At 69.2% G+C, this 22927-nt stretch carries 21 protein-coding genes, 2 tRNA genes and 1 pseudogene; 8 read left to right on the plus strand and 16 right to left on the minus strand.

The features are described from left to right. Positions 1-13: 13 nt before the first annotated feature. Both HUA75_RS47750 and HUA75_RS19860 read right to left on the minus strand, forming a co-directional pair. On the minus strand, positions 14-1375 hold the full coding sequence (locus HUA75_RS47750; protein WP_174487277.1) for a protein-glutamate O-methyltransferase CheR: 1362 nt from the start codon (positions 1373-1375) through the stop codon (positions 14-16). Then, the gene (locus tag HUA75_RS19860; protein WP_141644722.1) at positions 1372-1938 is read right to left on the minus strand and encodes a chemotaxis protein CheW; all 567 of its coding nucleotides are present in this window, start codon (positions 1936-1938) and stop codon (positions 1372-1374) included. Before HUA75_RS19860 ends, HUA75_RS47750 begins: the two co-directional genes overlap by 4 nt. A 246-nt stretch (positions 1939-2184) precedes the next feature. Here HUA75_RS19860 and HUA75_RS19865 point away from each other — a divergent pair, with 246 nt between their 5' ends. Then, positions 2185-4239 carry a TonB family protein gene (locus HUA75_RS19865; protein ID WP_141644723.1) on the plus strand — a complete coding sequence of 685 codons (2055 nt, stop codon included), beginning with the start codon at positions 2185-2187 and terminating at the stop codon, positions 4237-4239. Positions 4240-4276: 37 nt separating this feature from the next. On the opposite strand, the gene HUA75_RS19870 is transcribed toward HUA75_RS19865, so the two are convergent. The 4 genes from HUA75_RS19870 to HUA75_RS19885 are packed head-to-tail and all read right to left on the minus strand — an operon-like array spanning position 4277 to position 7404. Beyond that, the gene (locus HUA75_RS19870) at positions 4277-4996 is read right to left on the minus strand and encodes an HAD family phosphatase (RefSeq protein ID WP_141644724.1); all 720 of its coding nucleotides are present in this window, start codon (positions 4994-4996) and stop codon (positions 4277-4279) included. Positions 4997-5006: 10 nt separating this feature from the next. Continuing rightward, positions 5007-5966, minus strand: coding sequence for a myxosortase-dependent metalloprotease, MXAN_2677/MXAN_2678 family (locus HUA75_RS19875; RefSeq protein WP_174487278.1), 960 nt, complete (start codon positions 5964-5966; stop codon positions 5007-5009). Further along, the gene (locus tag HUA75_RS19880) at positions 5963-6844 is read right to left on the minus strand and encodes a myxosortase-dependent metalloprotease, MXAN_2677/MXAN_2678 family (protein ID WP_174487279.1); all 882 of its coding nucleotides are present in this window, start codon (positions 6842-6844) and stop codon (positions 5963-5965) included. The genes HUA75_RS19875 and HUA75_RS19880 overlap by 4 nt, the downstream gene beginning before the upstream one ends. Beyond that, positions 6841-7404, minus strand: coding sequence for a hypothetical protein (locus HUA75_RS19885; protein WP_141644727.1), 564 nt, complete (start codon positions 7402-7404; stop codon positions 6841-6843). Before HUA75_RS19885 ends, HUA75_RS19880 begins: the two co-directional genes overlap by 4 nt. A gap of 87 nt (positions 7405-7491) precedes the next feature. On the opposite strand from HUA75_RS19885, the gene gltX reads away from it, so the two are divergent. From gltX to HUA75_RS19910, 5 genes are all read left to right on the plus strand, one after another. Next, positions 7492-8931 (plus strand): glutamate--tRNA ligase, encoded by a 1440-nt coding sequence (gltX, locus tag HUA75_RS19890; RefSeq protein ID WP_141644728.1) that lies wholly within the window; start codon positions 7492-7494, stop codon positions 8929-8931. Between the two features lie 78 nt (positions 8932-9009). After that, entirely contained in the window at positions 9010-9396 is a 387-nt protein-coding gene (locus HUA75_RS19895) for a hypothetical protein (RefSeq protein ID WP_254614359.1), read from the plus strand. Positions 9397-9472: 76 nt separating this feature from the next. After that, positions 9473-9543 (plus strand) — tRNA-Gln (locus HUA75_RS19900). Between the two features lie 114 nt (positions 9544-9657). Beyond that, positions 9658-9729 (plus strand) — tRNA-Glu (locus HUA75_RS19905). 62 nt (positions 9730-9791) lie between these two features. Further along, positions 9792-10472, plus strand: a complete 681-nt coding sequence (locus HUA75_RS19910; protein WP_174487280.1) for a DUF2625 family protein — start codon at positions 9792-9794, stop codon at positions 10470-10472. Positions 10473-10510: 38 nt separating this feature from the next. Here HUA75_RS19910 and HUA75_RS19915 read toward each other — a convergent pair whose 3' ends face one another. Continuing rightward, positions 10511-11482 carry a response regulator transcription factor gene (locus tag HUA75_RS19915; protein WP_174454974.1) on the minus strand — a complete coding sequence of 324 codons (972 nt, stop codon included), beginning with the start codon at positions 11480-11482 and terminating at the stop codon, positions 10511-10513. Positions 11483-11540: 58 nt separating this feature from the next. Here HUA75_RS19915 and HUA75_RS19920 point away from each other — a divergent pair, with 58 nt between their 5' ends. Continuing rightward, on the plus strand, positions 11541-12137 hold the full coding sequence (locus HUA75_RS19920; protein WP_174487281.1) for a hypothetical protein: 597 nt from the start codon (positions 11541-11543) through the stop codon (positions 12135-12137). Here HUA75_RS19920 and HUA75_RS19925 read toward each other — a convergent pair. Continuing rightward, a complete protein-coding gene (locus HUA75_RS19925; RefSeq protein WP_141644733.1) occupies positions 12109-13266 on the minus strand; it encodes a sensor histidine kinase in 1158 nt (385 codons plus the stop codon). The genes HUA75_RS19920 and HUA75_RS19925 overlap by 29 nt on opposite strands. Before the next feature lie 262 nt (positions 13267-13528). Next, the gene (locus HUA75_RS19930; protein ID WP_141644734.1) at positions 13529-13831 is read right to left on the minus strand and encodes a DUF2795 domain-containing protein; all 303 of its coding nucleotides are present in this window, start codon (positions 13829-13831) and stop codon (positions 13529-13531) included. A gap of 185 nt (positions 13832-14016) precedes the next feature. On the opposite strand from HUA75_RS19930, the gene HUA75_RS19935 reads away from it, so the two are divergent. Continuing rightward, positions 14017-14259 carry a hypothetical protein gene (locus HUA75_RS19935; RefSeq protein WP_141644735.1) on the plus strand — a complete coding sequence of 81 codons (243 nt, stop codon included), beginning with the start codon at positions 14017-14019 and terminating at the stop codon, positions 14257-14259. Between the two features lie 66 nt (positions 14260-14325). Here the strand turns inward: HUA75_RS19935 and HUA75_RS19940 are convergent, their stop codons facing one another. The 7 genes and pseudogenes from HUA75_RS19940 to HUA75_RS19970 form a co-directional block, all read right to left on the minus strand. Continuing rightward, positions 14326-15939, minus strand: a complete 1614-nt coding sequence (locus HUA75_RS19940; RefSeq protein WP_174487282.1) for a pyruvate dehydrogenase complex dihydrolipoamide acetyltransferase — start codon at positions 15937-15939, stop codon at positions 14326-14328. A gap of 5 nt (positions 15940-15944) precedes the next feature. Further along, positions 15945-16940 (minus strand): annotated as a pseudogene (locus tag HUA75_RS19945) (pyruvate dehydrogenase complex E1 component subunit beta); the annotation flags it as partial. A 44-nt stretch (positions 16941-16984) separates the two neighbouring features. Next, positions 16985-18109 (minus strand): pyruvate dehydrogenase (acetyl-transferring) E1 component subunit alpha, encoded by a 1125-nt coding sequence (pdhA, locus tag HUA75_RS19950; protein ID WP_141644746.1) that lies wholly within the window; start codon positions 18107-18109, stop codon positions 16985-16987. Positions 18110-18242: 133 nt separating this feature from the next. Then, positions 18243-18989 carry a hypothetical protein gene (locus HUA75_RS19955; protein ID WP_174487283.1) on the minus strand — a complete coding sequence of 249 codons (747 nt, stop codon included), beginning with the start codon at positions 18987-18989 and terminating at the stop codon, positions 18243-18245. 55 nt (positions 18990-19044) lie between these two features. Next, on the minus strand, positions 19045-20604 hold the full coding sequence (locus HUA75_RS19960; protein WP_141644739.1) for a hypothetical protein: 1560 nt from the start codon (positions 20602-20604) through the stop codon (positions 19045-19047). A 72-nt stretch (positions 20605-20676) separates the two neighbouring features. Further along, the gene (locus tag HUA75_RS19965) at positions 20677-22140 is read right to left on the minus strand and encodes an MFS transporter (protein ID WP_174487284.1); all 1464 of its coding nucleotides are present in this window, start codon (positions 22138-22140) and stop codon (positions 20677-20679) included. An 82-nt stretch (positions 22141-22222) separates the two neighbouring features. Further along, positions 22223-22903, minus strand: coding sequence for an NUDIX hydrolase (locus tag HUA75_RS19970; RefSeq protein WP_141644741.1), 681 nt, complete (start codon positions 22901-22903; stop codon positions 22223-22225). Positions 22904-22927: the final 24 nt, after the last annotated feature.

A 22927-nucleotide genomic window follows, 5' to 3' on the forward strand; every position in this document is an offset into this window, starting at 1 on the left:
AGGACGCGCGCCATCAGCGCACACCCTGCCAGCCGGACTGCGTTCTTGGAGCCAGGGCCTGTCGCAGGCCTCCGGCGGTCATCGTTTCCACTCCGCGCAACGGCTGCTCGTCGTCCAGCCCCTCGAGCGCGCGCAGCGCATTCTGTCGTGCGCGCTCCGCGTCCTCGGGCCGGTCCATGCGCCCATAGAGCGCCACCAGCGTCGCGTGACCGAGCGCCAACCTCGGGTCCAGATACAGCGCCTTGCGCACCGCCTCCACCGCCCCGTTCAGCTCTCCGCGCCCTTCCGCCACCATCGCCAGCAGCAGGTACGCCTCCGGCACCAGCGCCTTCGCGGCCTCACGCGCCAGCGCCTCCGCTTCCTCGAACTGTCCGGCCCGCGCCGCATCCACCGCGCGCGCCATCGGGTCCTTGAGGGCGGAGACGGGGGGCGTCGCCGCCTGGGCCACGACGACGGGCTTCGGCGGAGGCTCCACGGGGGGCGGAGGACGAGGCGGCAGCGCTCGCGCCGCGGCACGCAGGGCCGTGGCGGCGTCGCGAACAGCGCGCGGAGTCGGCGGCGCGGGACGCGTCCATCCGGGAGGAGGCACCCTCAGCGCCACGCTGCCCTCGGCGTCCACCGCCTCCAGGCCCAGCCCGTTGGTGAGGGGCACCTCGGCGGGCGAGACGAAGAGCAGCCCCCCCGGCGCGAGCACGGAGACGAAGTGCTCCAGCACCCGCCGCACCAGCTCCGGTGGGAAGTAGATGAGGACATTGCGGCAGAAGATGGCGCTCGGTGCGCTCAGGGGTGGCGGCTCCGTGGCCAGGTTGTGGCGGCGGAACTCCACCATACGCCGCACCTGGGCCACGACGGAGAGCTGTTCGCCCCGAGGCTCCAGGAAGCGCCGCTCCAATTCCGGCTCGATGTGGCGCAGGGACCAGGGGCCATACAGCCCGTCCCGCGCGCGCTCCAACGCCCGGCCCGACACGTCCGTGGCCAGCACGCGGAACTGCCCCTCCGGCACGCCCGCCGCGAGCAACGCCATGGCGATGCTGTAGGGCTCCTCGCCGCTGGCGCAGCCCGCGCTCCACACCTGGAAGAACGGGCCGGCCTGGGGAAGCGCCAGCCTCGCGAGCGAGCGAAGGTGCTCCGGGTGACGGAAGAAGTACGTCTCGCCGATGACGGCGTACTCGATGAAGGTCTCCACCGCCTGCGCGTCCCGCCGCAAGAGGCCGCGCAGGAAGGACTCGGGCTCCAGGCCGCGCGACTCAGCGGAGCGCGCCAGCGCCGTCTCCAATGAGCGTCGCAGGCTGTGCGCGAGCGTCAGGCCGCAGGCGGCCCGGAGGACCTCCTCGACCTTCACGAGCGTCGCGTCATCGAGGACGGCCTCGCTCACGTCTCCTCCGACCCCACCAGCACCGCGGAGATGCGCAGCAGCGGGCGAATCCCCTCGGGCGTCCGGCACAGGCCCGCCATCAACCCGGTGCCATCCCACGGCAAGGCCACGTCACCATCCGGAGTGCCCTCCACGAGCACCGGCGCCTCGACGAGGTCGCGGACCCTGTCCACCAGCACGGCGACCGGCCGAGCGCCCTTGCAGATGACCAGGTGCGCATCCAGCGCCGGCTCGCGCGTCACGCCCAGCAGCACGGCCAGGTCCACGGCGACGGCGGGGCTTCCTCTGTAGATGAAGGTCCCCGCGACATGAGGGGGGGCTCCCGGCAGCGGCTCCAGCTCCACCAGACGGACCACTTCCTGGACCGCGTCCGCCACCAGCAGCGCGCTGGTGCCCGCCGCGTCCAGGGTGAGATAGAGGCCCGGCAGTCGCAGCTCTCCCGACAGGGAGACCAGTTCCTGGCGCAGTCGCGCCTGCTCGACCTCCAGCGCGCCAAGACGCTCCTGAACGGAGGCGCGGCGAAGCTGTGCATCCACGACGGGGGAGTTGGGGGTGTCTGCCATGGGGGGCGTCCCCGCCCGCTTCAGCCCTGGCGCGCGGGTGGACTCACGGTAGTCCGGGCCGTGAAGGAGTTCAATGCGGGGTGAAATGGACCGTCCCACACCCGACGGCCCAGGTGTGTGCTGTCAGCCGCCTTGGTACGTCGTGGATCCGCGAGGCCGGGAGTGCGTCCGGAAGTGGAGATATGGTTTGATGCGTACCCGGCACACTCCTGGAGAATCCATGTTGCTTGTAGTCAGGGGGTACGAATGATCAAGGGCGACTCGCCGAACCCCGAGACGCCCGCCGCGACGGGCGCGGATCCGCTCATCGGCCGGACCCTGAACGGTCGATTCAGCATCCTGGATCCCCTGGGCATCGGCGGCATGGGAAAGGTCTACCGAGCCCTCCAGGCCCCCCTGGAGCGAGTCGTCGCGCTCAAGGTCCTCAACCCCAGCTACTCCAGCACCCGGGACCCCGGCTTCCAGAAGCGCTTCCTGCGCGAGGCCTCCCTCACCTCGAAGCTGCGCCATCCCAACACCGTCACCGTCATCGACTACGGGCAGACGGACGATGGCATCTTCTACATCGCCATGGAGTACCTGGACGGCCGCACGCTGGCCCAGGTGCTCGGGCAGGTGGGGCCGCTGTCGTGGTCGCGCGCCATCGCCATCACCCAGCAGATCTGCCGCTCGCTGCGCGAGGCGCACAGCCTGGGCATCATCCACCGGGACCTGAAGCCCGCGAACATCATGCTGCTCAACGAGCAGGATCAGGACCTGGTCAAGGTCCTGGACTTCGGGCTCGTGAAGTCGGTGGCCGAGCCGCAGGAGGGGCAGATCGCCCCGGAGATCACCCAGAACGGCACGTTCCTCGGCTCGCCGCAGTACATGGCGCCGGAGCAGGCGCGCAACGCGACGGACGCGCGCAGCGACGTGTACTCGCTGGGCATCGTCCTCTTCCAGATGCTGATGGGGCGCCCGCCGTTCATCGCGCGGGACCACATCGAGCTCATCTTCGCTCATTACAAGGAAGCCCCGCCCACCTTCCAGCAGCTGCGCCCGGACATCGCGGTGCCGCCGGAAATCGAGGCGGTGGTGCGTCGCTGCCTGGAGAAGGACCCGGCGCGTCGCTTCCAGACGATGGACGAGCTGCTGGAGGGCCTGCGCGAGGCGAGCATGTCCGCGGGCGGCAACAGCGGCATCTTCAAGCGCCCCGGTGGCGCGACGACGACGGGCCCCTACCCCTCCCCGCTGTTCTCCAGCGCCGGCAGCTCGGGGACGGACTCTGGTGACACGCTCGCGGTGGACATCAGCGTGGAGGTGCCGGTGGCCGTCCAGCGCGCCCGTCAGCGCACGCTGGCCATCGGCGGACTGGGCGGACTGGCGGTGGCGGGACTCGTCGCCGTGGGCGCCGTCTTCTTCATGAGCAACAAGGACCCCGTCAAACCGCCGGAGACGAAGCCGGAGGCGGTGGCGCAGGCCCCCGTGCAGGCTCCGCCCACGGCGCCCGCGCAGGAGGCGCCCATTCCGGCCGGCGCGCACAAGGTCCGCTTCAAGCTGATGAGCCAGCCCAGCGGCGCGCGCGTCTTCTACCGGGGCAAGGAGCGCGGCACGACGCCCTTCACCCTGGAGCTGCCGGCGGGACAGGACGGCTCCATCACCGTGGAGCTCACCTTCGCGATGGAGGGCTACCAGATGGAGACCGTCGTCACGGGCGGCTCCGGTGACGTGGTGCTGTCGCAGAAGCTCCAGAAGCGCCGGGGTGGCGCGGGTCGGGGCGGTGGCGTGGAGGTGGCGTCCGTCTCCGCCGCCACGGACGAAGTCGAAGTGGCCGAGCCCGTGGCGACGCCGGGTGGAATGTCCGCGCCGGTGCTGCTCTCGCCCACCCAGGCGATTGCCGCCGAGCCGGCGGCTCCGCAGACCGCGGGCGGCGTGGGTGCGGCGGCGGCGACGCAGGCCAAGGGCGTGTCGGGCGGGCTGGCGGTGCCGGTGCTGCCCACCGCGGCGCTCGCCTCCGCGCGCGGCGACGTGCTGCCCTACAACGAGGACATGTCCCGCCCGGAGATGGTCGACCAGAGCAAGGACCTCGTCTACACGCGCGAGGCGATGGCGGCGAAGGCCGAGGGCGTGATGATTGTCCGCTGCACCATCACCACCAAGGGCCGCGTGGAGAAGTGCCGCGTCATCAAGTCCGTCACGTACATGGAGAAGCCGGTGCTGGATTCGCTCCAGTCCCGCACCTACAAGCCCATCATGTACCAGGGCCATCCGGTGAACGTGGACTACACCTTCAGCATGCGGTTGGTCGCGCCGCGCCGCTGAGGTCCGCGCGACTCGCCGGGCCTTGGGCGTCGCGCGCTCAGGGCCCGGTGGAAGGCACCACCGGAGGCGCGGGCGGCAAGGACATGGCGCCCCCTCCGGACGGAACACCCCAGCTCACCACCGGCCAGCCTCGCTTCCGGGCCTCGCGCTTCAGCCGGTGGTCGGGATGCACGGCCACCGGCCGCCCCACCACCTCCAGCACGGACAAGTCCGAGTACGAGTCCGTGTAGAAGGCACACGCGGCCAGCGGCACGCCCACTTCGCGAGCGTAGCCCTCCGCGTACGTGAGCTTGCCCTCGCCGAAGCAGATGGGCCCCAGCGGACGGCCCGTGTGCAGACCTTCGGCATCCACCTCGAAGCGGTTGCAGAGCACCGCGTCCAGCCGCAGCTCGCGCGCCACCCACTCCGACAGGTAGCCCGACGAGGACGTCAAGAGCGCCAGCCTGTCACCGGCGCGGCGGTGCTCCTCCACGGCGACGAGCGCACCCGGGCGATAGAGCGACCGCACCGTCTGCTCGTAGAAGTCCGCGGTGCGCTGCTGGATGGGACGGGCCCGCGAGCCCGCGAGCAGAGCGACCGCGCGCTCCAGCGCGTCCCGCATGGACACGAAGCCCAGGTGGTAGCGGGCAATCCACAGGCTCGCGCGCACGGCCTGCCACCGGGTGATGTGCCCCAGCTCCAGCTCGCGGCGGACCCACAGCGAGCCGGAGTTGGCGGCAATCAACGTCTTGTCGAGGTCGAAGAAAGCGACAGCCACGCTCTTCGTTCTAAGTCCGCTCGCGTGTGGACGCAGTGCCATCCCGACGTCCGCCCGTCCGCCGCCTCCCGCGCAAGAGCGCCAGGGCAGCCAGCCAGGCCCCCATGACACCCGCGCCAGGAGCGGCGGCGCAACCGGTGCCCCGCCCGTCCGCCAGGAGCACGATGCCCGCCTCCGCGCGCATGAGGCACTGATTGGGTGGAAGGCCCCGGGGATAGATGGAGCAGAAGCCGGCGGCGGAGCCCGCGTCGATGATGCGCTTGCGCGTCTCGCCCGGCGGCGCGGTGGGCTCCATGGTGGCTCCGGAGATGGGCACGTGGTCCAACCCCACGACGTGGCCAATCTCATGCGTCATGGTGTTCTGCAGGTCCGTGGCCACGCAGTTCGTGGCCGGGACGCCCAGGCACGGCGGCGAGTCCACCGTGGTGAAGAGGAAGCCCGTGCTGCCTCCGGGCTGGGACGCGTTCAGCTCGATGTCCGAGTCGAGCACCCGGCCGTCGGTGAAGCTGAACGTGGAGGTGGTGAGGCCGATGGTGCCATCGCCGTGCTCCCAGCACGTGTACTGGTTTCCGCACGTCTCCGCGTCCCAGCACGGGTCGTCCGCCGCGACGACGTCATCACACGACGTCTCGCGGAACGTGACGATGTTGTAGTTGGCGAAGGGCCGCTCCTGGTCGTAGCCCACGACCACGGGAAGGCTCCAGTCGTCACCGCGCTTGAAGGCGTAGTCGCTGCACGTCTTCGACACCTGTCGCCAGGACTCGAAGGACGCCTCGATGGCGGCGACCTCGGTGTCCCCTGGCGTGCGCGCGCTGCCGTCCGCGTCCAGGTGGTAGATGTACTCGCGCACCGGCCACAGCAGGCACAAGGGCCTGCCGGGAACGACGGTGCGACGATAGGGGAACTCCTCCTGCGCCAGGGCGGGCGAGGAGGCGAGGAGCACAAGCCCCAGTAGCCACCGCACGCTCATGAGCGGCCCTCCCGCGCACGACGTCGCCGCCACAGCACCCAGGCCATCAGCGCGGGGCCGAGCGACGAAGCGCCTGACGCGGAGCAGCCCCCACCCTTGGGTCCCAGCTCGTCGTTCATCACTGGATGCAGACACGCCTGACTGGCGCCGCCCTTGGCGTAGACGGAGCAGACGAAGTCGCGGGAGCCGGAGTCGATGGTCCGCTTGGACACTTCTCCGGCCTGAGCGCTCGGGAACATCGTGGAGCTCGCGAGGCGCGTGTGGTCCAGGCCGACGAAGTGACCAATCTCGTGCGTGGCGGTGTTCTGCACGTCGGTGGAGACACAGTTCGTCGTCACGGGAGGAAAGCAGGTGGGCCCATTCGCCGTGGTGAAGACGTACTGGCTCGCGTTGAAGGAGATATCCGAGTCGTAGATGATGCCCGAGCGCTTGTCGTACGTCGTCAGGGTGATGGCGAGGGTGCTCTCGTCGTCATCCCAGCAGTCGTATTGATTGCCGCACGTCTCCGCCTTCCAACACGCGTCCGTGGCCGCCACCAACGCGCTACAGACCTTCGTGCGGAAGAGCACCACGTTCTGGTTCTGCTGTCCGCGCAGATAGCCCGCCTTGCGCTCGTCGATGACGGGGCCCTGCCGCAGCGTCAGGTTGCCGCAGGCGGCGAAGATGTCCTCCCAGCTCTGGAAGGCGACGCGGATGGCCTCGAACTCCGTGTCGCTCGTCGTGTCCGGATTGCCGAAGCTGCTCTGGTTCCAGGTGATGCTCGGCTGCGTCCAGTACAGACACTGGGTGGCGTCATCGCCCGGGGTCACCCGACTGCGGACATAGGGGTCGAACTGTCCCAGCACGAGGACCGCGAGCAGGGTTGCCGCGGGCGTCACGGCGCCGGCTCCGTCAGCGCAGCGCGGATGGCCGCCTTGAGCTCCGCGAGGGTCCTCGGCTTCTCCACTACCGTGCTCGGCTGACGCGTGACGGGGTCCAGCAGGAGCGCCTCCGAGGGCTCCGGGACGGCCATCGCGGGCTTGCCCGCCTCCTCGCGCACCACCTGATACTTGCCCTGGGCCTGACCGGAGAGACGGAAGGCCTGCGTGCCGCGCTTGCGCAGGAAGATGACGACCTCCTCGCCCGTTTTGAACGATGCGAGCCCGTGCACCACCTGTCCGATATCGCCCACCTGACCGCCGGGCTGCGTCACGAGCACCGTGCCCCCAGGCTGTCCCTTGAGCGGCTCCTTCACCTCGACTTCGACGTCGGTGACGATGCGCCGACCATCACCGCTCCATCGGCTCTCCACTCGACGCACGACCCCGTGAATGACGGCGTCCGAGTCCCGGGAGAGCTGCGACAGGTCCACCCGGAGCTGCGTGGTGGCGGCCGCGGGCAGGGCGCCCAACAGCGCCACCGTCACCATCCCCATGCGAAATAGCTGACGAATCGACATACGCTTTCTCTCCTCGGCGCGCACCATACCTCAGCGTGCCCATCCGCGTTGACCCCCTACCGCCTCCCTGCTAATCCGCGCGCCCGTATGCCCACTGCCCCACGCGTCCGCTTCGCTCCCTCGCCCACCGGCTACCTCCACATTGGCGGTGCCCGTACGGCGCTGATGAACTACCTCCAGGCCCGGAGGTTCGGCGGCACGTTCATTGTTCGCATGGAGGACACCGACCGCGTGCGTTCCACCGCCGAGTCGGTGCAGGCCATCCTCGACGGGTTGGTGTGGCTGGGCATCGACTGGACCGAGGGCCCTGGCAAGGAGGGCCCGCACGCGCCCTACTTCCAGACGCAGCGCCTGGACACCTATCGCGAGCACTCCCAGCGGCTGCTCGCCGAGGGCAAGGCCTACCGCTGCTACTGCACGAAGCAGGACCTGGAGGCCCAGCGCGAGTCGATGGAGAAGTCCGGCGGCTTCTACAAGTACCCGGGCACGTGCCGCGACTTGAAGGGTCCTCCGGCGGGCCGTCGCGAGGAGGAGGCCGTCATCCGCTTCAAGATGCCCTCCACCGAGGGCACCGTGTCGTTCGACGACAAGGCGCTGGGTGTCATCACCAAGCCGTACTCGGACCTGGACGACTGGGTCATGCTGCGCGCGGACGGCATCCCGCTCTACAACTTCGGCTGCGTCATCGATGACCACCTGATGGAGATCACGTTGGTGGCGCGCGGGCAGGAGCACGTCAACTCCACCTTCCCGCAGCTGATGCTCTACCAGGCACTGGGCTGGCAGCCGCCCGAGTTCGCGCACCTGCCGCTCATCCTCGGGCCGGACCGCGAGAAGCTCTCCAAGCGCAAGCACCCGGAGGCGGATGTGATGCTGCACAAGCGCACCGGCATCATGCCGGAGGCGCTGAGCAACTTCGTCATCCGCCTGGGTTGGAGCCACGGCAACGACGAGGTCATCACTCGCGAGCAGATGGAGGAGTGGTTCGACTTCTCCGATGTCGGCACGACGTCCGGCGTGTGGAACCCGGAGAAGCTGCTGTGGCTCAACCAGCAGTGGATGAAGCTTCTGCCGGAGGCCACCGTCGCCGAGCGACTGGTGCCCTTCCTCGAGGCCAAGGGCTTCCAGGCGAAGGGCGACTCGCGGCTGGTTCCGCTGGTGCATGCGCTCAAGGAGCGCGCTCGCACGCTGGAGGAGATGGCCACCACGGCGGCGCTCTACTTCGGCACCGGCGTCACGCTCGACGAGAAGGCCGCGGCCAAGCACCTCGTCGGTGATTCGCTCGTGCTGCTGCGCAAGGTGCGCGACGGCGTCGCCGCGCTGTCCGAGTGGACGGTGGAGTCGCTGGACGGCGTGGTGAAGGCCGTCAGCGAGTCCTCCAGCGTGGGCATGGGCAAGGTGGCGCAGCCGGTGCGGGTCGCCATCACCGGCAACACGACGAGCCCGGGCATCGGAGAGACGCTGCTGCTCGCGGGGCGGGACGAGGCCCTGCGTCGCATCGACGCCGCGCTCACGCGGGGCGGGTGACGTACCGCCCGACGAAGCGGTGGACGTCCGCCGCTTCGGCACCTATCTTCACCACCCATGATGCGTGCACTTGACACCATGAAACGGCATTTCTATAAGGCGCGCCCGCTCGGTGCGGCGCTGTGTGCGCTCTGGGTGGCGGGGGCGAGTGCCGACGTGGTCAGCGGCGCGCAGCTTCCGGACGGTGCTCAGAAGGTGGGGGAGAATCGTTACAGGGTGCCGAAGGACTTCGAGGCGACGCTGGACTACTACCGCTCGGTCTACTCGACGAGCAGCTATCCACGACGGCAGATCGTCAACCAGCCGGGCGTGAAAGCGGTCCACATCACCAACCCCTCGGGGAAGAACTTCGCGGGGCTGAATATTTACGAGGCGAACGAGGAAGTTCGCATCTACATCGTCCCGACCCAGCAGGCGGTCAAGCCGGTGAAAAAGCCGGAGACGAAGTCGGGGAAGAAGAAGTAGAAGTCGCAGCAGCAGCCGCCCACCGAAGTTGTTGCAGTCGCTGGGCGGTGTTGGTAGTAGAGGCAGCCGCAGTGATTGGGGAATCGTCTAACGGCAGGACAGCAGACTCTGACTCTGCTTATCTAGGTTCGAATCCTAGTTCCCCAGCTCGCAGCACCGCAGTCCGCAGCACCTCAGGAAGCTCGAAATCAGAAGGTTGACGAGAGCAAAACGAGAATGTAGGAAGCAGCAGCAGAAACACGGTGGTTGCAGCGAAATGTCGGCCCTGTCGTCTAGCGGTTAGGACGGAGCCCTCTCACGGCTCAAACTCGGGTTCGAATCCCGGCAGGGTCACTCCGACGCCGCCTTCTGAAAAGAAGGCGGCGTTTTGTTTTTCCGGGGCACGGTGGCTCGCCATGCGGACGTTGCAGGAGCTGCTCGACGCAACCTCGCCCGCCTTGCCCCTCGTGCAGGAGTGGCTCGCCTCCGCGAGCAGCCCCGTCGAGGTTCTGCCTCGGGATGAAGTGGCTGCGGGCGAGGTGCTCCAGCAGCTTCAAGTGACGACCCGCTCCACCTTGGGCGCGGTGGCCTATGAAACAGGTGGGTTGCTCGTCGACCAGGGCTGGCTCCGAGTCCTGGGCAGCGGTGGTGTGCGGATGCGCGGGAGCCTGGCGAATTGGAATGCCCTGGGCGCGCATCTGGCGGTGGCACCGACGCAGGGGATGCTGCTCGTCGCCCACGACGTCCTCGGTGGCCACTTCGCACTCGACGGCGGGGCGCTCGGCGAAGGACGTGGCGGCGCGTTCTACTTCGCCCCCGACTCGCTCAAGTGGGAGGACCTGGGACGCGGCTACTCGGACCTGCTCGCCTTCTTTCTTGGAGGAGATCTCTCCGAGTTCTACGGCGCGTACCGCTGGTCCGGCTGGAGCGAGGATGTCTCACGCCTCTCCCCGGATGAGGGTTTCTCCCTCCACCCTCCGCTATGGACAGCGGAGGGCAAGGACCCTGCCCTCGTGTCTCGGCGCGCGGTCCCCATGACGGAGTTGCTGAACGTCCAGCTCGAGTTCGCGCGGCAGCTCGACGGCACTGCCCCCTGAGGGCGCTCGCGTCCCGTCGCCTCCCCTGCTGAACCGACTCAAGCCGACGGCGTGGGGATGCTCCGACGGAACACGGAGAGCGCGGCGGCGAGCCGGTCCTGTGCCCGCTGCACGCCCCGGCGCAGGAGCAGCATCCGCACCTTCTCCGGAAGCGCGCTCGCGCCCTGCGTGCTGCCAAATCCCACCAGGTCCATGCGCAGGGTGATGGCCTCCAGCAGGTCCCCCAGGTCCGCCTGCGGACTGGCCAGCAGCAGCACGTCCGGAGGCCGTCGCTGGAGGCGCTCCGCCAGCGTGCGCCACTGCGGATCGCCCGTCTCGACAACGACGACGTCCACCGTCTCCAGCTCAGGCGCGTACGGCGCCACCTCCCGCACCTCGAAGCCCGCCTCCCTCAGCGCGCGGAGCGCATCCTCGCTGCCCACCACCGCCACCTTCCCCTCCAGCACCGTGCGAGAGGACTCCTCGTAGGCCCGCAGCTCCACCTCCAGCGCCACGTGCGCCGGCTCCGGTGCGTCCTGCCCTGCCGCTAGCAGCGCGGCCGCTTCCCGGGCCTGTTCCCGCGCCTGCTCCCGCACCTGCGTCCCGGACGTCCGCCGCTCCAGCGCCGCCCGCACCTTGGCGCGCAGCACACGCAAGTCGTCGAAAGGCTTGAGGATGTAGTCACTCGCCCCCGCGGCGAACGCGGCGATGACGGACTCGCTGCTCGCGTAGGCCGTAATCATCAGCGCCTCCATCGTGGGCTGGAGGTTGCGCGCCTCCGCGACGAGCTCCACCCCACCCATGCCGGGCAGGTTCTTGTCCGTCACCAGCACGTCGACGCGCTGCTCGCGAAGAATGGGCAGCGCATCCTCCGCGCTCGCCGCCACCAACACCACCAGGTCCGACTCGCGCTCCAATAGCCGCGCGCAGATGTCGAGCACGACGGGCTCGTCGTCCACCACCAACACCGTCGAGGCGAGCGTTCCCCCCTCCCCACCGCCGCCCTCACCGGTCTCGAACGGGAGATCCATGACTTGGGAGATTCGCACAGCTTCACGCGGACTTCGAGGCTCGCATGCGAGGGCCGCTATGCTGCCGTCCGTGGCGAGCTTCGAGGACGCGTTGCTGGAGAACCGGGTGCCCCCGCTGCTGGGGGACGTGCGCCTGCGTTACGACGGGGGGCGGCTGCTGGGCGAATCCCTCCCTCCGCGCTGGGAGCGGAGAATGCTGCCGGGACTGTGTGTGGGTGTCGCCGTGGGCTGCGCGCTGGGCGCCGCCGTCATGGTGGGCCTCGAGAAGGGCGCCTTCCCCATCACAGCCGGGACGCTGGCCCTCGTCGCCGCGGCCCTCGTGGGAGTGGCCCTGCGATTCGAGGCCCGGCTGGGACGCCGCCGATTCGTGCTGCACTTCCGCTCGGAGACGCTGCGCCTGGAGCGGCTGGCCTGGACACCCGGCGCCACCCGCTCGGAGCTGGTGCCCTTCGACGCCGTGCGCGCGGTGCACCTCGTCGAGCGTCCCGGGCCCCGCTACGCGCTCGTCGTGGAGTACGCCCCCGAAGGGGCGCAGCCCCAGCGCGCGGTGCTGGTGGAGGACGTGCGCCGCTCGGAAGGCGAGTCACTCCACCGGATGTGGCGCGTGCTCAGCAACGCCTTCGGCCTCAGGGGAGCGGGGCTCGCCGGAGGGTGATTTCGATGTCCGTGCCCTCGCCCGGCGTGGACGACAGCCGCAGGTTGCCACCCGCCTGCGTCACCAGCTCCCGGCAGATGGACAGGCCCAGGCCCGTGCCGATGCCCACCGGCTTCGTGGTGAACAGCGGCTGGAAGACGCGCTCCTGCAGGTCCATGGGGATGCCGCAGCCGTTGTCCGCCACCGTGAGGACCACGTCCTCGGGGCGTACGGACCAGCGCACCTCGATGCGCCCCTGACGTCCCGTGCCACCCATGGCCTGCGCCGCGTTGACCACGAGGTTGAGCAACACCTGGCACAACTTCACCGGACCGAAGACGACCCGCACCGGCTCGCCGTTGCTCGTCAGCCGCGCCCTGTCCCGCACCTCCGCCCGCGCCAGCTTCACCGCGAAGGAGACCACTTCGGCCACGTCCGCCGTGCCCTCCATGTCCTCGCCACGCGCCTGCGCGCGCAGCCCGAGCGCCACCTGCCGCAGATGCTCCGCGCCGTCCGCCAGGTCCTTGATGAGCGCGGGCAGGTCCTCCACCGTCTCCGCGACAGGAGGACTCGGGTCCGCGGGCAGGTGCTTCGACACGTACTGGATGACGCTGGTCAGGTCGCGCTGCAGCGACGCCACGTTCTGCGACAGGTAACCCACCGGGCCCATCAGCTCGTGGGCGATGCCCGCCGTCACCTGACCCAGCGTGGCCAGACGCTCCGACTTCATCATCCGCCCTTCCACCTCGCGGATGCGCAGCTCCAGCCGGGCAATCTTCAGCGCGTCGTCCAGCGCCGCCTGAAGCTCCGAGCGGTCCCACGGCTTGACGAAGTAGCGCGTCACCTGGCCGCGGTTCACCGCGTCGATGACGGCCTGCATGTCCGCATACGCCGTGACGAGCATGCGCTTGGCGTCGGGCGCAATCGAACGCGCCCGCTCCAGCAGCTCCACGCCCGTCATCCCCGGCATGCGCTGGTCGGAGAGGATGACGCCAATCTCTCCCTTGCGCTGCTCGAGCAGCGTCAACGCCTCGCTTGGCGATGCGCTGCGGAAGATGCGGAAGCGTTGTCCGAAGTTCGCGTCGAAGACCCGCAGGTTCAGGGCGTCGTCGTCGACGTACAGCACCGCGGGTAGCTCAGACGGGTTCATGACGCTCCTCCTGGCCGGCTATCCCACGACGAGGCCAGGCTGGTGACGCCTAGGATAGCGCCTCCTCCGACTCCCTTTCTTCTGGGTGCCGACGGAACCGTCCCCCCGGGACGCAATGCCTCCTCAACTCTAGAGCAACCAGACAGGTTTGACCCCCAGGAAAATCCAGACGACCGCATGGTTCCCTGCCTGGGCACGGAGGTGCCAGGCGGCTTTGCATGGACACGCCGGGAGAGCGCCCGGCGCGCCTGGGAGGGAGGATTCAGCGGGGAGATGTGAGGGTGGAGTCGCGCGTCTCGGGGAGCTGCTCCGCGTGGGCGGCATCCTGCTCGAGGGCCACGGCCACCGCGTCCACGGAGGGGAAGCTGCCCCTGGGCAGCACGCCCAGCAGAGAGAGCACCGTGGGCGGGGCCTCGTTCTCCCGGGCCACCCAGGTGAGCTCTTCAGCGGTGAGGGGGAACACCGCGCCGAGCAGGGCCTGGTGCAGCGACTGCGCGAGAGGCAGCGGCTGGCCCACCCGCTCCTCCAACTCCGACACACCCTGGACGAGCCGTTCGCGTGTCATGTCGTCGTTCATTTGGACGAAGTTAAGCAGCGAACCGACGCGGCTGCCGGCCTTTTTTTCGTGCCTGCTCAGCAAGCGAGGGAACGGGCCTTGCGGCGAGGCCTCGGGGTGGACGCCTATCGCCTCGCGTCACACCGTTAACGGAGGGACTCCGCACGAGTCTCCACCCCCAGGAGGACAGCGCCATGGCGCACCAGGACAAGCCGGACGACGTGCCGCGCAATGCGGCCAGTGACAGCGATTACGTGGAGCACATCGAACACGTGGAGGCCACGCGCCCCGAGCCCTGGCCGGGCATGCGGGGGCGTTCGCTGGGAGACGAGCACGACCTGCCCACGGGCACGAGCCGCGAGCAGCAGGCGAGCGTGACGTGCGAGCAGCGACGACTGGAAGAGGAAGCGCGCCGCGAAGAGCCGACGCGCCAGTGACGAAGCGGCCCGCTCCCGTGCGCCCCGGAGAATGGGGCACGACGAGGAGCGGGCCACGAGAACGGCCTAGAAGAGCAGCCGCGTCGGGTGCTCGAGCAGGCCGCGCAGCTCCCGCAGGAACTCCGCGCCGATGGCACCGTCGATGATGCGGTGGTCGCACGACAACGTCGCCGTCATCATCTTGCGAATCACCATCTGCCCGTCCCGTGCCACCACCTTGTCCGCCACCGCGCCCACCGCGAGGATGGACGCCTGCGGCGGGTTGATGATGGCGACGAACTGGTCGATGCCGTACATGCCCAGGTTGCTCACGGTGATGGAGCCGCCCGTGTACTCCTCGGGCTTGAGGGCGCGCTTGCGGGCGCGCTCCGCCAGCTCACGCACCTCCGTGGAGATCGCCTGGAGCCCCTTGGTGTCCGCGTCGCGGATGACAGGCGTGATGAGCCCCTGCTCCAGCGCCACGGCGATACCCACGTCCACCGAGCCGTGGTGGACCACCTGGTCCCCCTGGAGCGAGACGTTGATCTTCGGGTAGCGGCGCACGGCCATCGCCACGGCCTTCACGATGAGGTCGTTGACGGAGACCTTGAGCTCCATCGCCTTCGCCTCCTCGCGCACCTTCACCGCGGCATCCATCTCCACCTCGAGGGTGAGATAGAAGTGCGGCACGCCGGGCTTCACCTCCGTCATCCGCTGCGCGATGACCTTGCGCATGGACGACAGCGGCTCGGACCGCGCCTCGGGTCGGGCCACCGTCGCGGCGGACGGAGCCTTGCGCGCGGCGGGCGCCGAGGGAGCAGCCGCCGGAGCCCTCACGCCCCGAGCCAGCGCCTCCTCGATGTCGCGCTTCACCACGCGACCCGACGGGCCGGAGCCCTGCACCTGGGCGATGTCCAGACCCCGGTCCTTGGCGATCTTCTTCGCCAGCGGGCTGGCCCGGACGCGTCGTCCCCCGGAGGCCACCGGTGCCGACGCGGCAGACGTGGCCTGTGCGGCGGGTGCTGGGGGCTTGGGCGCGGCGGCCTCGACGGGCTTCGGCGCGGCGGCCGGAGTCGGAGCAGCGGCGGCCTTGCCACCCTTGGGCGTGAGGTAGGCGATGGGCGAGCCGACGGGCGCCGACTGGTTCTCCCCGACGACGATCTCCGCCAGCGTCCCGTCGTCGTACGCCTCGATTTCGAGGTTGGACTTGTCCGTCTCCAGCTCGGCGAGCGCCTCGCCGGAGGTGACCTTGTCCCCCACCTTCTTCAGCCACTTGACGATCTTCCCCTCCGTCATCGTCGGGGAGAGGCTCGGCAGCTGGATGGCGATGCGACCACCGCCCGTCGCGGGAGCGGCGGCCGGGGCCACGGGGGCCTCGACCTTCGCGGCGGGAGCAGGCGTGGGAGCGGGGGCGGGCGCGGCGGCCTTGGGCGCGGGAGCGCCACCCGCCGCCACCTTCTCGCCCTGCGCGCCGATATAGGCGATGGGCGCGCCGACGGGGGCCGACTGGTCCTCGCCGACGAGAATCTGAAGCAGGTAGCCGTCGTCGTAGGCTTCGATTTCGAGGTTGGACTTGTCCGTCTCCAGCTCGGCGAGTGCCTCACCGGAGGAGACCTTGTCCCCCACCTTCTTCAGCCACTTGACGATCTTCCCCTCCGTCATCGTCGGGGAGAGGCTCGGCATTTGAATGGGCGTGGCCATACGGGTCAGGCTCCCTGGCGGTACAACACCTTCTTCACGGCCGCGATGATCTTGGGCGCGTCCGGCTGGGTCGCGTTCTCCAGGTTCGCCGCATAGGACATGTTCACATCGAGCCCCGTCACGCGCTCCACCGGCGCGTCCAGCTCGTCGAACGCCTTGGACTGGATGATGTCCACCACGGAAGCGCCGATACCCGCCAGCGCCCAGCCCTCCTCGACGATGACGGCGCGGTTCGTCTTGCGCACGCTCGCCAGGATGGCCTCCTCATCCAGGGGCCGCAGCGTGCGCAGGTCCAGGACCTCCACGCTGATGCCCTCCTTCGCCAACTCCTCGGCCGCCTGCATGCAGAAGTAATACATGCGGCTCCAGGTGATGACGGTGACGTCCGTGCCCTCGCGCTTGACGTCCGCCTTGCCCAGCGGCACGACGTGCTCGCCCTCGGGCACCTCGCCCTTGAGCGCGTAGAGCCGCTCGCCCTCGAACATGATGACGGGGTTCTCGTCGCGGATGGCCGCCTTGAGCATCCCCTTCGCGTCCGCGGGCGTCGCGGGCGCAATCACCTTCAGGCCCGGGAAGTGCGCGTAGTTGGACTCCAGCGCCTGGCTGTGCTGGCTGGACAGCCGGCCACCGGCGCCGCCCGGCCCCCGGAAGACGATGGGGCAGCGCAGCTGACCGCCGGACATGTGGCGCAGCTTGGCCGCGTTGTTGACGATCTGGTCCATCGCGAGAATCGCGAAGTTCCAGGTCATCATCTCCACCACCGGACGCAGGCCCACCATGGCCGCGCCCACGCTCATGCCGCCGAAGCCCAGCTCGGAGATGGGCGCGTCGATGATGCGCGCGCTCCCGAACTTGTCCAGCAGCCCCTGCGACACCTTGAAGGCGCCGTTGTAGCGACCCACTTCCTCGCCAATCAGGAAGACGTTGGCGTCGCGCTCCATCTCCTCGGCGAGCGCCTGGTTCAGGGCCTCGCGGTACATCAACTCGGGCATCGTCGGCTCCGACTCGAAATCAAAAAGGTTGGTTTGGTCAGGGGGCGGGGGGACTAGCGGGTCAGGCCCGCCTTCTTGTCCGCAAGCTCCGCCTGCTCACGCGGCTCCAGGTCCCACGTCACCTTCAGCTCCTGGCCGCTCGGGTACGACGGCCAGTTCGTCACCTTCGTGCCCAGCACCCGCTCACGGGGACGCACGTCCGGCTCACCCGGCTCGACGATGGTGTCGCGCCACAGCTCTTCCAGGCTCGGCTCCGGAGACTCGTCCGCGAACTTCACCGCGGCGTCCACCTGCGCCTTCACCTCTTCTTCGATTCGCTCGAAGTCCGCGTCCGCGCCCAGGCCGTTCTTGATGGCGTAGTCGCGCAGCTTGGGGATGGGGTCGCCCTTGCGCTCCTCCTCCACCTCCTGCTTGGAGCGGTAGGTCGCCGGGTCCGCCATGGAGTGGCCACGGAAGCGGTACGTGTTCGCCTCCAGCAGCACGGGGCCCTTGCCCGCGCGGCACCACGCGGCCGCGTCCTTCACGGCCTCGTACATCTTCAGCACGTCCATGCCGTCCACCGGCTCGCCGCGCATGTCGTAGGCGGCGGCGCGCTTGTAGATCTCCGGCACCGCCGACGTGCGGGAGATGGCCGTGCCCATGCCGTAGCGGTTGTTCTCGCAGATGTAGATGACCGGCAGCTTCCACTTCGACGCCATGTTGAACGTCTCGTGGAGCGCGCCCTGGTTGGCCGCCGCGTCGCCGAAGTAGCAGACCGTCACGCGGTCCTCGTTGCGATAGCGGCTGGCGAAGGCCATGCCGGCCGCCAGCGGAATCTGCCCGCCGACGATGCCGTAGCCCCCGTAGAACTGGTGCTCGATGTCGAAGATGTGCATCGAGCCGCCCTTGCCCTTGCTGTAGCCGGTGCCCCGGCCGAACAGCTCCGCCATCACCATGCCCGCGTCGCTGCCGCGCGCCAGGGGCTGGCCGTGGTCGCGGTACGCGCTGAGCATGTAATCTTCCTTCCGGATGGCCTCGATGGGGCCCACCGCCACGGCTTCCTGGCCAATGTACAGATGGCAGAAGCCGGCGATCTTCCCCAGCGTGTACTGCTGGCCCGCGCGCTCCTCGAAACGGCGGATGAGGTACATCTTCCGGTACATCGTCAACAGCAAGTCTTTCGAGTACGGGCTGGCCACCGCGGGTGCCTCCATGCTGTCCGCCCCTCCTCACCCGGGGCGGCAAACGCCGTGCGCCTCATAGCGCGCGGCAGGGGGACTTCAAAGCCTTTCAAACCCCTCAGGGCCGCACCTGTGTTCCAGGCGCGGTGCGTCAGGAAACGAGGGTGAAATGCGGGACGCTGATGATGCCGTCCAACAGCGTCACCGGTCGACCGGAATGATCCGTGGCCAGGTGAATCACGGTGGCCTCGGGGAAGCGCACCCGGTAGTCGTTGGCGTGGGTGGGCTCGTTGTCGAAGGCGGCCACCACGGTGCCCAGCCGACCCAGCCTCGCGTGCGCCTCTCGCTTGAACGCGTCGTCGTCCTCGCGCAGCGTGGGCTTCATCAAGAGCAGCACCCGCACGTCGTCCGGCACCGCCATGCCGTGGCGCCGCATGCAGGCGACGGAGCCCTCGCGCATGCCCTCGTGGCGCCCGGTGACGTAGACGAGCCGCGCGCCCGTCGCCACCACGGCGTGCGTGAAGGCCGCCGCGCCGTCGATGGCCTCGTCCACCTCGCAGTACTCGCTGGTGAAGAAGCGCTCGCCCCAGAAGCGGCGGGCCTCCGGGAAGTGGGCCTGCACCTGGGCTTCCTCCAGGCCACAGGCACGCATCGCGTCACGCATGTCCCAGCCGGAGGTCCAGTGCTCGGGGCCGCAGGCGGCGAGGCTCGCCACGGCCTGGGCCTCGCCATATTCCCGGAGGATGCGGGCCTGCCGGTGCCGGTTGTCGAGCAGGGTGGAGTCCAGGTCGAACGCCAGCACCGCCCGCTCGCCGAGGGAGCGGGCCCGAGCCAGGATGGCGTTCAGGCTGTCGCGCCAGTCGTCGCGGATGCGCTTCTTGAAGTCTTCGTGGGCCATGGGCGCGGCGAAGACTACCCGCGCGCGCCCGCCCGTGCCGCCGAAACCGCCTGTGTCAGGCGGCTGACTGCCAGGGCATGGGGCCAGGGGGCGCGCCCGGCGCCGTGTCCGCGAAGCGCAGCATGCGCTGGATGCCGTTGCGGTCCAGCACCAGCCGCACCAGCTGCGTGCTCTCCTGGCGGCGGTCCGTCTCCTCCTCCTCCACCGTGAAGCGGAACACCACGTCCACGGGGTAGCGCTTGGCGCCCCGGATGTGCCCCACCGACAGGTCCGCCAGGTCCACGTACTCCAGCGCCAGCTCCGGCTCGTCCATGTCCCGCAGGAAGCGCTCCACGTTGAGCCGGAGGATGTCCGTGACGCCCGACAGGCCCCGGTCCGAGCGCGGCAGGAGGCGCGCGTCCAGGATGATGTGCTTGCGGTAGCGGATGACCGTCTCCGTCAGCTCGCCCTGGGACACGGTGAGGAAGTCGTCCTGGTGCCGCAGCGCCGCCACCGAGTCCGGCACCTTGGGCCCGTAGTCCACGCGCTCCTCGCACCTGCCGATGGTGCGCCCCGTCACCGGGTCCACCAGGTCCGCGGTGCGGTCCGACAGGTGCGTGGCCGCCACGCGGCTCGACAGCCGCCGCAGGCCCTCCTTGATGCGGTCCTTCATCATGTAGCCGACCACGGCGATGAGGAAGAAGTTGAGGCTCACCTGGGTGAAGCGGATCTGCGCCCACAGCGCCACCGCCGTGGCGAACGCCATCGCGATGCCCGCCGCCAGCGCGAACAGCACCTCTTCCCACCCCTGCCGCTTCTGCAGCCGGCGCGAGGACAGGAAGAGCACGTTCATGCAGAACTTCTTCAGCATGCCCAGCCGCTGGATGTACTCCTCGTTGTCGCCCGTGGGGCTCAGCACGCTGCGCAGCCGGTGCTCCTTGCGGTAGGACTCCTCGCGCAGCACCGCCTCCATCAGCCCCTTGCGCAGCCCCAGCCACGGCTCTCCGCGCGGCAGCGACTTCATGTCCGCCACCGAGCGCCGAAAGCCGTTCTCCACCAGCAAGCTCACGTACTCGTCCACCAGCCGCAGCGACGCGCGCGAGCGCTCCTGCAGGCGCAGCTCCCCCACCGAGCGCAGCCACTGACGGAAGCGCGCCAGCACCTGCGTCACCCCCGCCTGCATCGCCACGACTTCCGACTCCAGCGTCGCGCACGCGTCGGTGGGCAGCGCCACTGGCCCCTCGCAGCGGGACTCCACGCCCGTGGCGAAGCGGCGCAGGGCCCCGCGCAGCACGCACGACAGGAGCTTCGCCTGGTAGACGACGTCCCGCTCCGAGCCCAACCCCGTGCGCAGCCACGCCTCCAGCCGCACCAGCGGCGAGGTGTCCGACGAGAGCAGTTCCTGAACCGCCATCACCGGCGTCTTGAAGCGCACGTAGTTGTGGATGTCCGCGTAGAAGTCCGCGCGGGGGTACGTCTCCTGGTCGATGTTCAAGCTGCCAGGGAGGAACAGATGCGCCTCCACGAGGTAGCGCGTCTCGTCCACGCCCGAGGGCTGGTACTCGAGCTTGATCTCGAACTGCTTCCGGTCGTGAACCTCGAAGCGGCTATGGAGCGGTGCGGGTGCCTGGGACACACCGCCACTCTACGTTACAACCCTGTCACGGGGGAGTGACGCCCCCGTGACGTCCAGCGGTCCACAGGGGGCTCAGCCCCCGGTACCAGTCTTGGGAGCTGCAACTGTCTGCGTGACAGCGGAAGCGCCCGAGGCGGGGGCGGCCTTGGACTGGGGCCGGGCGTTCCAGACCTTGGTGGCCAGCAGCAGGCCCGCGAAGGACAGGGGCAGCATGGCCAGGGGCCAGTTGCCCCAGTTGTGGGGGTCCTTGGCCACCTCCCCCGCCGGCAGGATGCGCCCGAGCAGCAACGACTGGAGCGCCGTGCCCGCATACACCGCGCCGTCGATGATGCCCACCGCGAGGCCCGCGTTCTTCTTGCCACCGAAGTCCATGCTGGCCGTGCCGGACAACATGCCGTGCACGCCGATGACACACAGGGACATGAAGATGACGGTCCACCCCAGCGCGGGGCTGCCCAGGAGGAACAGCGTGGCCACCGCGCCCACGCTCATGCCCGCGTAGAGCACCGCGGAGACAGGACCCCGGCGCGAGTCGAACACGCGGTCGCTGATGACGCCGGCGAACATGCCGCCAGTGATGCCCGCCACGCAGAGCAGCATGCCCCAGTTGGCCGCGACGAAACCGTCGGCGATGCCCGTCGCCTTCGCGAACTTCGGGTACCACTGCATGATGGCGTTGCGCATGAAGCCGCTGCAGAACTCCACCATCAGGATGATGATGATGGTGCGGTTGGTGATCATCTTCTTGAAGACGGGCCACACGCCCAGGCCCGCCTGGGACTCTCCGCTGGATGCGTCCGCGGTGTCGAAGTCCGGGTGACCCGTGTGGCTGGGCGTGTCGCGGATGACGAAGTAGTCCACCACCACGAAGGCCGCGAGGATGGCCGCGGGCACGAAGAACACCCAGTACGTGGGCGCCGCCTTGGCGATGAAGCGGCTCCAGTCGTAGGCGAAGTACACGCCCAGGGAGATGAGGATGCCGAACACGCCGCCCAGCTGGCCGCGCTCGCGCACGTGGAACCAGGACGCGTTCACCTTGACGATGGAGACCGCGCCAAAGCTCTGGAAGTACATGTTGACGGCGTAGAGGAACGACAGCGTCCCCACGATTCCACCCGGCGGCTGCCAGCCGTCCGTGAGCACCTTGTAGACGACGATGCCCATCAGCACGTTCGCCACGGACGATCCCGCGGCCGACAGCAGGATGGTCTTCCGCCCGCCGAGCCGGTCCGTCAGCGGACCGTTGAGCAGGAAGGCGAAGCCGTACACGAGCGTGCCCCAGAAGAAGATGGTGCCGAAGTCCGCGTTGGACGTGTGGCCCTTCATCGCGCTGGTGGCTTCGTTGAGGTTGTAGCGCCCCATGTAGAGGAACGCGTACGTCATCCCCAGTGGGAACCAGTTGAAGAAGCGGCGGCGACGGAACGCGTCCGTGTGACCCAGCTCCACCTTGGGCAGGCGGGCCAGCACGAGCGAGATGGCCCCCAGCAGGATGAGAATGGGCAACAGGTTGGCCAGCCACGGGGGCAGCGACGACATGCAGCGACCTCGTCAGTGGAGTGCGGAAACGCCGCGCACCCTACCCTGGCACGCGGCCCGCGAGAAACCCCACGGACATGTCTCAGCCCAGTCGGGCGAGCAGCCTCGTCAGCGACACCTCCGTCTTCGCATCCGGGATGTCACCGCGCCGGCACGCGTCGAGGACCTCCTGGAGCGTCCGCCACTGAAGCAGCGTCCCCTCTTCCAGGGGCGACCCATCCCCCTCCGGCTCCTCCTGCTTCACGTCCGTGACGTCCACCGCCGAGGGGAACACCTTCTCCGAGAGGATGCCCGGCGCCAGGAAGAACGAGCCCCCCAGCAACTGGATGTCCTCGGGGCGCACCGCGTAGCCCGCCTCCTCGCGGACTTCTTCGGCCGCGCGGCGCCGCAGGCCCTCCTCGCCCTTGTCCTCCGGCTCCAGCAACCCCGCGACGATCTCCTCCACCCGCAGGTAGCCCGCACCGGGGTCCGGCACCGTCATCGCGTCCCGCTGATCCTTCCGGAAGTACGCCGCGGGCCTCAGGTTCATCCGCGTCAACACCTCCAGTCCCGCCGCACCGCGTCGATAAACGAGCACCGACACCGCATCGAGTCGGGGCCTGTCCACCACGTCCACCCGGTAGACTGGCGAGGAAGAGCCGTCCGCGCGTCGATTGCGACACCGCAGGCGCTTCACTCGGAGGAAACCCTCGTCGCAGCGCGCCGTGGCCGAGAAATCCTCGATGATCTCGATGTCAGTCACACTGGAATGGCTCTGCCGCATGTCTGCCTGCTCTCCTGGAGTTGA

The sequence above is a fragment of the Myxococcus sp. CA040A genome, assembly GCF_013336725.1.
In the GTDB taxonomy this organism is placed as follows: Bacteria; Myxococcota; Myxococcia; order Myxococcales; family Myxococcaceae; genus Myxococcus; species Myxococcus llanfairpwllgwyngyllgogerychwyrndrobwllllantysiliogogogochensis.